Below are 13,322 nucleotides of genomic sequence, written 5' to 3' on the forward strand. Positions count from 1 at the left end.
ATAAAAGAAAAAATAGCACCTAACAGTTACTTAGCTCCGAAGTACTTAACCGTTAGGCGGAGCAAATTTAATGACCAAAGCTAGTTTAATCTGTAACAACAAAAATAATATAGATTTAGTCTTAGAGCCTATCAAAGGTGGCGATACTATATCAGCTGCAAGCATCAATGAATTAATTCTCAACTCTGAATTTAAAACGCTTCGTGTCAATAACAGTAATATTAAAAATGCTCTAGCTGAGTTAAATGATGTTTTAAAACCACTACAAGAAAATAAAACTGGTAGAACTATTAACTATCAGATACTTGAACGTATTGACGCAAGCATATCTATTACTATTGAAACAGATGAAATGGGTGCTTCGGCCGAAATCACAACCGCGCAAGGTGGAAAGCATTTAACTGCAAAAGCCATATTAACAGCAGCACAAGAAGCGGGGGTTAAAAAAGGTTTTAGTAAAGAGCACTTAATAGAGCTAGCCCAACTTGCCGCAAAAGAACCTCCTAATACCCAAGTTGAAATGCAAATTGCTACAGGCCGAATCGCGATAAATGGCAAAGATGCATTAATAAAACCGTTAGTTGAAAGCGCTCAATCTCGAATTTTGAAACCCAAAAAACGTGAAGACGGTAGCGTCGACATGCGAGATCTAGGCGATATTATCTGTGTAAATATTGGCGATCCACTCGCCAAAAAAGTACCACTAACACAAGGTAAAGAAGGTTACACTGTCACTGCAACATCATTACCGCCAGCACCTGGAAATGATGTTGAGTTAGTTGCTGGTGAAGGCACCAATATCAGTCCAAAGAATAATAACGTTTTGGTCTCTGAAAGAGTCGGTTTGCCTAAGTTGATTAATAACGGCATGGAAGTTGACGAAGTTTATAAAATTAAAGATGTCACCGTGGCAACCGGTAATATTAACTTTACAGGTAGTGTTATTATTGATGGCAATGTTAATGAAGGTATGACGGTAGTTGCTTCGGGTGACATTACCGTCGGCGGCTTTGTCGAGTCAGCAACACTTGAAGCTGGGGGAGATATCACTATTTCAGGTGGAATTATCGGCCGCAAACATGATATTGAAAAAACAGCAATTACCGATGTATTAATGAGTGTCAATATAAAAGCCAAAGGCAGTATTTATGCATTATATTGTCAATACGCACAAATTGTATCTGGAAAGAATGTGCGTATTGAAAATCAATTAATGCATAGTATCTTAGATATTCATGGTCGATTATGGGTTGGTAAAGAAGAGCAAGCAAACGGTAAACTCATTGGTGGATACTGCAAAGTGGGTACTTCCGTTCATGCTGGTTTTATTGGTGCTACTGCAGGTAGTAACACCTTTATAAACTTTGAACATCAAGTAATAAAGTTTAAAGAAAGAATTAACAGTTTAGATGAGTTAATTAAAAAGGAATCCACCACTACAGATGAACTGTTAGCAGCAATAAATAAATTAAAGAAATTACCAAAAGAAAGTGCTAAACCTGAATTATTAGCTAAATTGGTACCAAGTTACCAACATCACGCTAAACAAATGGGTAAAGTGCTAAATAAAAAACTTCTTGTCGAAGAAAAACTTCAAACATATAAAAGTAGTGTTTACATTGAAGCGACAGAAAAACTATACCATGGCGTAGAGCTCATCATAGGTGAGTATAACGAGAGATCACGACGAGAGTATGGACCAAGTAAAATGTTCTACAAAGAGCGAAAGATTATTATTGATGCCATAGTGCATAACTAACCTTTGCTCATAACTAACTTGGCTTAAGTTGAGTTAATTAAATTAAAAATCCCAGATAAATGGCCGTTTATCTGGGATTTTTAATTTTCAGCCTAATCGTATTTCGATTAAATGGATGATGAGTAGCTCTTGTATAAACAACAAATTCAAGCTTGGGGAATATTCAACCTGAATATGGATAAGCAATATTTATTATCCATAACTCAGATTCTTTATACAGATTAATACTATCTTACAGTTACATGTTCGGGTAATTTGGACCACCTGCCCCTTCAGGAGTAACCCAAGTAATATTCTGGCTAGGATCTTTAATATCGCAAGTTTTACAATGAATACAATTTTGCGCATTAATAATAAACTTATCACCTTGCTCTGTTTTTTCAACTTCATAAACGCCTGCCGGGCAATAACGCTGTGCTGGCTCGTTATATTGTTTTATATTAATAGCGATGGGGATGTTGGCATCTTTAAGTTTTAAATGGCAAGGTTGATCTTCTTCATGATTGGTATTTGATAAGAAAACAGAGGAAAGTTTATCAAAACTTAATTGATTATCAGGCTTAGGGTATTTAATAACAACGACCTCTTCCGCATGTTTTAACTGTGCATAATCTTCGGTATTATCTTTAAAGTTAAAAGGTAATTTACCAGCAAAAACATTTTGATCAACCGTGTTGTAAACACCACCCCAAGTAGTGCCAAATTTATGCATGGCAGGGCCAAAATTACGGGTATTATATAATTCTTCATATAACCAAGAATCTTTAAATAACTTACTGTATTCAATTAAGTCTTGTTTACCTGATGCTGTTGCAACATTCTCATCAGAAAACAACGCATTAACAATAGCTTCTGCTGCTAACATACCAGACTTCATTGCGGTGTGATTACCTTTTATTTTAGCAAAGTTAATAGTACCAGCATCACAGCCTACTAATAACGCGCCTGGCATTGTCATTTTAGGTAAAGAATTAAAACCGCCCTTTGCCATAGCTCTAGCACCGTAAGAAACTCGTTTTCCGCCCTCAAGGTATTGGCTGATTTTAGGGTGATGTTTATAGCGTTGAAACTCATCAAACGGGCTCAGGTGTGGATTTTTATAACTTAAATCAACAATTAAGCCGACAAACACTTGGTTATTTTCAGCGTGATATAAATAACCACCGCCCGTAGTTTCTTTATCTAATGGCCAACCTGCAGTATGAACCACTAAACCGGGTTGATGTTTTTCTGGCGCTATATCCCAAATTTCTTTAAACCCTAAGCCATAATGTTGTGGTGATTTGTTTTCATTAAGATTAAATTTTGCGATTAATTCTTTACCTAAATGCCCTCGACAGCCTTCAGCAAATACAGTGTATTTAGCGCGTAACTCCATACCTGGCATAAAAGAGTCTTTTTCATTCCCTTGTGCATCTAATCCCATATCACCAGTAATAATACCTGCAACACTTTCATCATCATTATAAATAACACTTTGTGCCGCAAAACCTGGGAATATTTCAACGCCTAATTGCTCAGCTTGCTCTGCTAACCAGCGACATATATTGCCCATACTAACAATATAATTCCCCTCATTATGCATAGTTTTAGGCACTGAGAAATAAGGCAACTTCAAAGCAGAATTGGCATTGTTTAAAAGATAAATATCGTCAGCGGTTACTGGCGTGTTTAATGGCGCATTACGGCTTTGCCAATCAGGAAATAATTCGTTAAGTGCTCTTGGCTCAAATACAGCTCCAGAGAGAATATGCGCACCAACTTCAGAGCCTTTTTCAACTACACAAACTGTTAACTCTTGTTGTTTTTCTTGTGCTAACTGCATTAATTGACAAGCTGTTGATAAACCTGCAGGCCCTGCACCAACGATAACTACATCAAACTCCATTGATTCACGTTCCATAAAACCTCCAGTATTATTCTATTTATTAGGTATATTTATTAGATAAACTTATTGAGTGAATTTTAGTGATTATTTTAAAACAACAACAAATTCAAACAAGCGTTTGATATTAAAACATGTGTTTGATAGTATCTTATAACTGATGCTCAAGCAAGACAGTACAACATGCATTTAAAGTGTAACTAAGCTTAACTTGGGATTGGTTTAGTATTAATTTAATACTAGTTTAAAATTGTTAAAAGTTAAGTTTAAAGTTGAACCAAGAATTGATAAGAATCCTTTAAAAAATAATTAATTACTCTTATCTCAAAAATAAATCAATACTAATAGCAATACATAAGTGTTTACATTTTTTAAGTTATTATTATAAATCAACAAATAATTGCAGAGGTTTTACTATGAAAGTACTAGTTCCGATAAAACGTGTTATTGACTATAACGTCAAAGTTCGGGTGAAAACCGATAATTCCAATGTAGACCTTAGCAATACTAAAATGGCAATTAATCCTTTTTGTGAAATAGCGGTAGAAGAAGCTGTTCGGTTAAAAGAAGCGGGTATAGCAACCGAGATTATAGCCATTTCTATTGGTGATAAATCTTGCCAAGAGCAATTGCGAACTGCATTAGCATTAGGTGCTGACAGAGCGATTCAAATAGAAACTGATTTACAGCCAAGTGAAAGTTTAGATTCGATTAACATAGCTAAACTATTACAAAAAATAGTTGAAGAAGAAGAGCCACAATTAATTATTTTAGGTAAACAAGCCATTGATAGTGACAATAACCAAACCGGTCAGATGCTTGCTGCATTAACAGGCATGCCACAAGGTACATTTGCTTCTGCTGTAAAAGTAGAGGGTGATAAGGTTAATGTAACCCGCGAAGTTGACGGTGGTTTACAAAGCCTAGCTCTTAACCTTCCTGCGATAGTAACCACTGACTTACGCTTAAATGAACCGCGCTACGCTTCATTACCTAATATTATGAAAGCTAAACGTAAACCGTTAGTCGTTAGATCAGCATCAGAATTTGGCATTGACTTAACACCGCGCACTAAATTACTAAAAGTTACCGCGCCTGCACAACGTCAAGCAGGCATAGTGGTTAAAAGTATTGATGAATTAGTTGATAAGTTAAAAAATGAAGCAAAGGTGATCTCATGAGTATATTAGTTATTGCTGAACATGATAACAGCGCATTAAAAACGGAAACCTTAAAAACAGTTACTGCTGCACAACAAATTGGCAGTGATATTACCTTATTGGTGGCAGGTTTCAATTGTCAAAGTGTTGCTGAATCGGCAGCAAAAGTTAATGGTATAAGCAAAGTATTAGTATGTGATAACACTGTTTATCAACATCAACTTGCTGAAAATGTAAGTTTATTAATTACTGAATTAGCAGCTGATTATGAGCATATATTAGCAACCGCCTCAACTACGGGTAAAAATATAATGCCAAGAGTTGCGGCATTATTAGATGTTACGCAAATTTCGGACATTATTGGCGTTGAAAGTAATAATACCTTTACTCGTCCAATTTATGCAGGTAACGCCATTGCAACAGTGCAAAGCTTAGATGCTAAAAAAGTTATCACCGTCCGCTCTACCGGTTTTGATGCCGTTAACACTGATGGTAATGCCGATATATTTAATATAGATACGGTTACAGATGCAGGTTTATCAAATCATATAGCTGATGAATTTACTAAATCTGAACGTCCTGATTTAGGCGCTGCAGGCGTTGTTATCTCAGGTGGTCGCGGTATGCAAAATGGTGATAACTTTAAACTGCTTGATGGTATTGCTGACAAGTTAGGTGCCGCCATTGGTGCATCTCGTGCGGCGGTTGATGCAGGCTTTGTTCCAAATGATATGCAAGTGGGGCAAACAGGTAAAATTGTTGCGCCAGATTTATATATTGCTGTCGGTATCAGTGGTGCAATACAGCATTTAGCCGGTATGAAAGATTCAAAAATTATTGTCGCAATTAATAAAGATCCAGATGCGCCAATATTCCAAGTGGCTGATTACGGTATTGTAGCTGATTTATTTGATGCCTTACCTGAACTAGAAAGTAAGCTGTAGCATTATTATACCCGTCACCATTCAAGATGCAGGTTTCAGAGTGCTTGAGCGATTTTAATGCGAGGCAGTGTGATGAGATAAGGGTTACTCCGGAAAATATGCTGTTGCATTTTCTTTATAAGCTACCTCCATGTAGCGCCCTAATAAATAGTATGTCTGAATAAAAACACAATATGAGTTCAAGCTGTAATGCTTAACTCAATATTGATATAATCAAAAGACCTTAAAGTAATTAACATCACTTTAAGGTCTTTTTTTATGCTTTAAAAGCGATTCATTACTAAAGGTCTGTTATGAAAAATAGTTTGTCTAGTTTAAGTGATTTAGCCAGTGCGTTTGGGAAAGCCCCTGTAGAGCTTGATACAACTACACCTACCAGTGATGGCGATCTTGTTTATTCAACAGAAAGCGGTCGTATTGATCAGAAAAAAACTAAAAGTGTTACACCAAGCGACGGTTTTGCGAGAGTTAGGCGTGAAACCAAAGGGCGTAAGGGGAAAGGCGTTATCGTTATTAGCGGTCTTGGCTTAGATAGTCAAGCGCTAAAAGAATTAGCAAAAAAACTCAAAAAAACCTGCGGTACTGGCGGTTCAGTGGTAGATGAAACTATTGAAGTGCAAGGCGATAAACGAGACGTCATCCAACAAGTATTAGAAAAATCAGGATTCAAAGTTAAATTTACTGGTGGTTAATTTGGCTAATTAGATTGACTAGTTAACTCAATTACCAATTTTTTCCATCAACAAATTAAAAGAGCTACAGTCAGTAGCTCAATATAATTTGAACCAATTTAAACCTACTTAAGCCGGCTAGCGTACCTTAGGATTCATACATTTAAATCAGGTAACTTTTTCTACCTGATAAAGCATGTGACAAGGTATTACCATCCACATATTCTAACTCACCACCTACGGGTACACCGTGCGCAATTCTTGAAATATTCACCTGATGCTGCTGTGCAAGTTCAGCAATAAAATGCGCTGTAGCCTCGCCTTCGACTGTTGGATTCGTGGCTAAAATCACCTCACTAAACTGACCTGTGGCAAATTGTTTAGCTAAAATATCTAAACCGAGATCATCAGGCCCTATACCATCAATTGGTGATAAATGTCCCATCAACACAAAATATAGTCCTGAAAATTCACCCGTTTGCTCAATAGCAATCACATCTCCAGGCGTTTCTACAATACACAAAGTAGTGGCAATTTTTCGCTTGGGTGACAAACAAATTTCACATAAGCTTTCTTCAGTAAAGTTACGACATTGCTGACAATGACCAATATCTGTCATTGCTTTTGCTAAGGTACTTGCAAGTTTACTACCGCCACGCCTATTACGCTCAAGTAACTGAAATGCCATACGTTGTGCTGATTTAGCACCAACACCGGGTAAACATTTTAACGAATCAATTAACTCTTGAACCAGAGGACTAAATTTCATAGGTTACCGTTTTTAATTTTAAGGAGTGGATTGTAATTTATAAATAAACTCATGCGGTTAAAACATACCGTTAATAGTAAGTAAGCAAATTAATAATATAGGTACTTAAATGTATAGCGACTTCAATATAAACAGATTAATTTCTATGGCTAATTTTAATCAACTTACAGTGTAAATAGTAGTGGCTTAGATAAATATTTATTCATCATTAATTGTTAGCTAATACAATCGTATAAGTGGGTTTACATACTCGAATATTTTAAAGCCATTAAGTCCTAGATATTAAATTTAACTTAATTTCGCTAAAGTAATAGTTTTAACTATAATTCATTGAGTTTAAGAGTAAATTTAAAAAGAGATAACTCTAAAAAGATACGCTCAACACTGTGTTATTTAGAAAAATAACACTTTATCAAACATACAAAATTAATATTATGTTTATTACCATAGAAGCTAATTTAATGAAAATAAGTGAATCCCATATTTTTAGAAATATTTCATTAGTAATAATTGCTTTTCTTCTTCACTTTACTTTAGTGAAGTTTGGCTCACTATTTACGATCCCTTTTGGTTTTGCTAGTTTAATTTGGCCTGTAACTGGTGTCATGTTTGCTATGTATTTATTATTGGGTCGGGCAACATTAATTGGCGTTTTGCTGTCCTCATTGTTAACTACCTACCAACAACATTTAAACTCACCAATACCTGACTATTTAATCATTATTTTAACCATAATCAGTGTTTTACAGTTAGTTATTAGCAAGCAATTTGTTTTACACTGCTTTACCTTTCCCATTAAAACCCATCTATCTAGCGAAGTTGTTAAATTTTTAGTGTTAACAGGTCCTATATCCTCATTTATAACAAGCACTTTGTTAGTTATATCTTTATGGTTAACACTAGGTATTCCCACTGAAGAGCTTTGCTATATTTGGGCGGTAAAATGGTTAGGTGACTTCATAAGCATTTTATTTATTACCCCTACATTCTTATTTCTTGGCAAGAATAAATACGTTAAACAAGCAAAACATCAAGCTCCTGCTATTGTAACAAGCCTAAGCGTTTACGTTATCATTAGTGTTATTTTTGTTTTAGCAAGCAATAATAAATATGTAGAAAAAGAGCAGCAGTTTATAAATTTAACCATTCCATTTGTAGAGCAATTACAGGTTATACAATCGAGTATAAATCATCATTTAATCTCTCTAAATGCATTACTACAATCAAGTGATCATATAAGCCGAGAAGAATTTAAGCTTTTTACTCAAACTATTTATCAAATGGATATTAGTTTAAGAGCATTAGGATGGTTACCATTAGTAGAAAATCAAGACAGAGAAGCATTTGAACTAGCTCTACTTGCAGATGGTATTAGCGCTAATCACATAAAAAATCTATCCGACCGTGGTTTTCAATTAGCCCCTATTCAAGATAGTTACCTCCCCATTGCTTTTATTGAGCCCTTTGAGAGCAATAAATCTGCAGTAGGCTTGGATGTCTCAACTCATCCTTTTGTAAAAGATAGTGTCGAAAAAGCAATTAGCCTTAACCAAACAGTAATGACACCTTTATTATCATTAGTCCAACAACAAAATAAATATACTGGAGTTGTAGTTTATCATCCCGTTTATAGCCAAAAGACAGATAATAAGCCAGTGTCATTAAAAGGCTTAGTTGAAGCTGTTTTTGAATTAGACTTTTTACTTGCGGGGGTATATGAACAAGTTGGCGCAAGTAATTTTACCTACCAACTAAGCTATGGGGAAAATAACGTTTTTTCACATACTGACCATGATTCTCACCGATTATTTACTCTCAGCAATGAAATAGATTTATTTGACAAAAAAGGCTTACTAACGTTTTCAAGTACTGAACAATTTGAGCAGGGATTGATAGATTGGAGTAACCTTGCATTTATATTTGCAAGTTGCCTGATTGGTATTATCTGTGTCATGTTTGTGTTCTTTATTGTCACATTTAATTATTCTCTTACCCGAAAAGTAAAAGAAAGTACGGCACAGCTTATTCAAGCTAATGATAAATTGGTCGTAGCGAATGAAGCTAAAAATTTATTTCTCGCTAATATTAGCCATGAATATAGAACACCATTAAATGCGATAATTGGTTTTACTGAAATAGCTCAACGCGAAACCCATGATGAAATTGCTCTTAATTATCTAACTAAAATAAGTCACTCATCAAACCTTTTACTGAGTATTGTTAACGATGTTTTAGATATATCTAAAATGCAAACAGGAAAATTAGATCTTGAAAATAGCTCATTTAATCCTGCAATGGAAACAGCATCCGTAATAGAAATGTTAAATGAAAAAGCGATTGAGAAATCTATTTTAATTACGACAAAATTATCACATAACTTTGAACTCTGGGTAGCAGGAGACAACTTTAGATTTAAGCAAATACTAATTAATTTACTTAATAATGCGATTAAATTTACAGAGCATGGTGTGATTAACATTGAAGGCTATAGTAAAAATACTGAAAACAATACACGAGTATTAACCGTTGTAGTTAAAGACAGTGGTATAGGTATTGAAGAAGAACAACAAGAATATATTTTCAGTGCTTTTACGCAAGCAGAAGTCTCAACTACCAGAAAATACGGTGGTACCGGATTAGGGTTATCAATAGTAAAACAATTAAGTATGCTAATGGGCGGAAATGTAACCTTAACCAGTCAACCCGGCGAAGGTAGCACATTTACTGTCACGATAGAGTTACCTCAAACGTCACAACCTACTGAAAAAACAAACCAAGAATCAGCCCAATTAAAAGACTTCACTGGTAAAGGTATTAATATTTTGGTGGTGGAAGATAATAAAATAAACCAAATGATTGCCCAAAAACAATTATCGTCCTTGAGTGTAACTTGTGATCTAGCTGATGATGGACAACAAGCATTAGACTACCTGAACCATAATAAACCAAAGTTAATTTTAATGGACTTACAAATGCCAGTCATGGATGGTTTTACTGCGTCTAAGTTGATTAAAAGCGACAGCCTTTTAAAAGATATCCCGATTATTATTTTAAGTGCAAGTGTTGGCAAAGAAGATAAAGAAAAAGCGCTTGAGCTAGGTATTAAAGACTTTATAAACAAACCATTTCAGCAAGCGGATTTACATTACGTATTAAATAAATATCTATAAAAACATATTACCAGTTGATTATGTAAAAAAGGGAAACCAATGAGCTTGCCCCCACATTGATTTCCCAGTAAAAAGTTGATTACACAATATTTGTTACAGGCTCAATATTATTGTTGATACTTAAACTTTGCTGATTGTTTTATATCATCTAAAGCTGTGCCAAGTAATATTTCAAACTCCCCTGATTCAGCTAACCAATCATTAGTTTTTACATCCCAAAAAGATAAATCACGGGTATTTAATGAAACACTCACTAACTTACTTTCACCGGGTTTTAAAAATACCTTAGCAAAGCCTTTAAGCTCTTTTACTGGCCGGTCAACACTTGCCTCAAGATCATGAAGATATAATTGCACCACTTCTGCGCCAGCAACATCACCTGTATTTGTAACCTTTACCGTCGCGGTAATGCCTTCATTACCTTTAATTTTTGGCGCTGACAAACTCATATCAGTGAGTGAAAATTGGGTATACGAAAGTCCATGCCCAAAGGCAAAGGTTGGTTTGATGTTTTGTTGTTCAAACCAACGATAACCAATAAATACGCCTTCTGTGTATAAACTTTCCGTGGCATTATAATCGTTCAATGCGATAGGTGCGGTATCTTCCAGGCGCTTAGGCAAGGTAATAGGCATTTTACCACTTGGGTTAACATCACCCGTTAAAATATCAGCAAAAGCGTAACCTGCTTCCATGCCGCCATACCAACCCCAAACAATTGCATTAGCTTTATCTGCCCAAGGCATTTCAACCGCAGAGCCTGCAACAAGAAACACAATAGTCTTTTCATTAGCGGCAATCAGCTTACTAATAATTTCATCTTGAGAGTAAGGTAGTTTCATATCTGGGCGATCAATTGATTCTCTATCGTCTGCATGGCTTAACCCACCAAAGTAGATAACCGCATCCGCTTTTTTAGCGGCAGCAATATATTCAGCTTCAGTGCTAAATAATTCGCCTGGAGCATTCCAACCTAAAGTAAAACCTTCATTGCCATCATAACTAATTTCAAATGCATAGCTTTCGCCTGCGTTAAGTTCAACGTCATGAGTCAGCTTAGTTAGGTTACCTTTACTCTTTTTATCACTAGCATAATCATCTGAGTTAAGTACCATTTCGCCATTTATTATCAAGGTGAAATCACCAACCGTTTCTGCAATCAATTGGTGTAAGCCTGTAGACAGCGGTTTAATTTTTGCGGTCATAGTAATATATTTGGTTGGTGCTTTAGACGAAGTAAGCATTTCGCCTGCTAATTTAGCGCCTGCGCTTTCATCACTACTTGCTTCAAAAAGTCCTTCTACCTTACCTTTAACACTGGCTTTCTCATTTTCCTCAGTATGACCTTCACTGATAGATTTTGCAGTGAATTTAGAATCAACAATCCAAGATTCTTCAATAAGGTTTTCACGAGTTTTATCTGTGTAGTAAGAAATATTCCACGCTGCTGTGCCTGTCCAATGACGGCTTTCAACATAATCACTGGCAATGGCTGATAATTCGCTGCTACGTGCTCTCATTACCGTTATGTTTACATTTTCACCAAACTCAGCTTTTAATCCTTGTAAAGGAGTAATTTCATATAAAGACTTAACTTCAGAAGAGCCACCACCGGTACCATGCTTTTTATCGGCATTTGGTCCTAATACTAGGATATTTTTTATTTTAGATTTATCTAAAGGTAAAACAGGTTTTGCTGGATCAGTTCCAACAGGCGTGTTTTTTAATAGTACTACGCCTTCTGCGGCAATTAATCGTGCTGCAGCTTGATGAGCTTTACTGTTTCTTTCTCCTGGAAAACGATTTTCGTCGTACATGCCAATGCTATGCTGTACTCTTAAAATGCGACGGGCTTTTTCATCAGCAACTGATTCCGGTATTTTACCTGCTTCAATCATTTCTAAAAAAGGTTTCGCTAAGAAGTACTCATCGTAACTATCAACTTTAGTGCCCATTTCTAAATCTAAGCCATTAACAGCGGCATCATATGTATTTATATCTACATGCCAATCAGTAAGTAGTACCCCTTTATAACCCCACTCACCTTTTAAAATGTCCATTACTAAGTGCTTACTTTGATTAGCATTGGTACCGTAATATTGATTATACGAGCCCATCATACCCAATACGCCGCCATCTTTTACCGCCGCTTCAAAAGCAGGTAAATATACTTCCCTTAAGGTACGTTCGTCAGGTTTTGCATTCACCCCTATACGATTTAACTCTTGGGTATTTAATGCGTAATGTTTTACCGTAGCGGCAACATCATTAGCTTGAATAGCTTTAATTTGAGGAACTACTAACTTTGCCGCTAAAATTGGATCTTCGCCCATATACTCAAAATTTCGACCATATAAAGGTAAACGGGCTAAGTTAACACCAGGTCCTAAAATAAAATCTTTCTTCCTGTCACGTGCTTCAGCACCTAAAACCTGGCCATGTAGTGCGGCCATGTCAAGATCCCAACTTGCAGCAACGGAAGTAAGATGAGGTAAATAAGTTGCGTGATCATCTGTCCAACCTGCTGATGCCCACGTGTGACGCTCAATTTGATGGCGCACGCCATGAGGTCCATCAGACAACCACATTTCTGGAATACCGACACGGTCAATGGCATTGATATGAAATTTACCACTAGCATGCGCTAAAGAAACTTTCTCGGGTAATGTCATTTTGTCGAGCATCGCTTCAACATCTTGTTCTACTGTTGCTAGGCGGTTTTCTTTACTTAGCGCAGACTTTTCATTTAATTTTTCTTTATTATGCTTACTTTGCTCTGCTACCTTATTTTCGCTTGTTTTGTGCTCACTAAAACAAGCGGTAAGGTTTGTCGTTAAAGCAAGTACCGTAATTGATAACAGTGTATATTTATTATTATATTTCATTCACGAACCTTCCAATAAATTATTCTGTGGTAATTAGATCTATGCAACACATACAATACAAACATCATGTAAGCCCTTA

At 35.9% G+C, this 13,322-nt stretch carries 8 protein-coding genes; 5 read left to right on the plus strand and 3 right to left on the minus strand.

Annotated elements, in window-relative coordinates; all coding sequences use genetic code 11:
- Positions 1-70 precede the first annotated feature (70 nt).
- Positions 71-1,759 carry a flagellar assembly protein A gene (locus CWS31_RS05395; RefSeq protein WP_101345157.1) on the plus strand — a complete coding sequence of 563 codons (1,689 nt, stop codon included), beginning with the start codon at positions 71-73 and terminating at the stop codon, positions 1,757-1,759.
- Between the two features lie 238 nt (positions 1,760-1,997).
- Here the strand turns inward: CWS31_RS05395 and CWS31_RS05400 are convergent, their stop codons facing one another.
- Entirely contained in the window at positions 1,998-3,662 is a 1,665-nt protein-coding gene (locus CWS31_RS05400; RefSeq protein ID WP_101345158.1) for an electron transfer flavoprotein-ubiquinone oxidoreductase, read from the minus strand.
- 398 nt (positions 3,663-4,060) lie between these two features.
- Here CWS31_RS05400 and CWS31_RS05405 point away from each other — a divergent pair, with 398 nt between their 5' ends.
- The 3 genes from CWS31_RS05405 (at position 4,061) to CWS31_RS05415 (ending at position 6,440) form a co-directional block, all read left to right on the plus strand.
- Positions 4,061-4,825: an electron transfer flavoprotein subunit beta/FixA family protein gene (locus tag CWS31_RS05405; RefSeq protein ID WP_101345159.1), complete on the plus strand. Its 765-nt coding sequence runs from the start codon at positions 4,061-4,063 to the stop codon at positions 4,823-4,825.
- Positions 4,822-5,748: an electron transfer flavoprotein subunit alpha/FixB family protein gene (locus tag CWS31_RS05410; protein ID WP_101345160.1), complete on the plus strand. Its 927-nt coding sequence runs from the start codon at positions 4,822-4,824 to the stop codon at positions 5,746-5,748. Before CWS31_RS05405 ends, CWS31_RS05410 begins: the two co-directional genes overlap by 4 nt.
- A 416-nt stretch (positions 5,749-6,164) precedes the next feature.
- Positions 6,165-6,440 carry a translation initiation factor gene (locus tag CWS31_RS05415; RefSeq protein WP_101345275.1) on the plus strand — a complete coding sequence of 92 codons (276 nt, stop codon included), beginning with the start codon at positions 6,165-6,167 and terminating at the stop codon, positions 6,438-6,440.
- 142 nt (positions 6,441-6,582) lie between these two features.
- Here the strand turns inward: CWS31_RS05415 and recR are convergent, their stop codons facing one another.
- Positions 6,583-7,188 (minus strand): recombination mediator RecR, encoded by a 606-nt coding sequence (gene recR / locus CWS31_RS05420; RefSeq protein WP_101345161.1) that lies wholly within the window; start codon positions 7,186-7,188, stop codon positions 6,583-6,585.
- 461 nt (positions 7,189-7,649) lie between these two features.
- On the opposite strand from recR, the gene CWS31_RS05425 reads away from it, so the two are divergent.
- Complete coding sequence (locus CWS31_RS05425) at positions 7,650-10,358, plus strand: CHASE domain-containing protein (RefSeq protein WP_170252768.1); 2,709 nt, start codon at positions 7,650-7,652, stop codon at positions 10,356-10,358.
- A gap of 107 nt (positions 10,359-10,465) precedes the next feature.
- Here the strand turns inward: CWS31_RS05425 and CWS31_RS05430 are convergent, their stop codons facing one another.
- Positions 10,466-13,243, minus strand: a complete 2,778-nt coding sequence (locus tag CWS31_RS05430) for a glycoside hydrolase family 3 C-terminal domain-containing protein (protein ID WP_101345163.1) — start codon at positions 13,241-13,243, stop codon at positions 10,466-10,468.
- Between the last annotated feature and the right edge of the window lie 79 nt (positions 13,244-13,322).

This window comes from Colwellia echini (genome assembly GCF_002843355.2).
Taxonomy (GTDB): domain Bacteria; phylum Pseudomonadota; class Gammaproteobacteria; order Enterobacterales; family Alteromonadaceae; genus Colwellia; species Colwellia echini.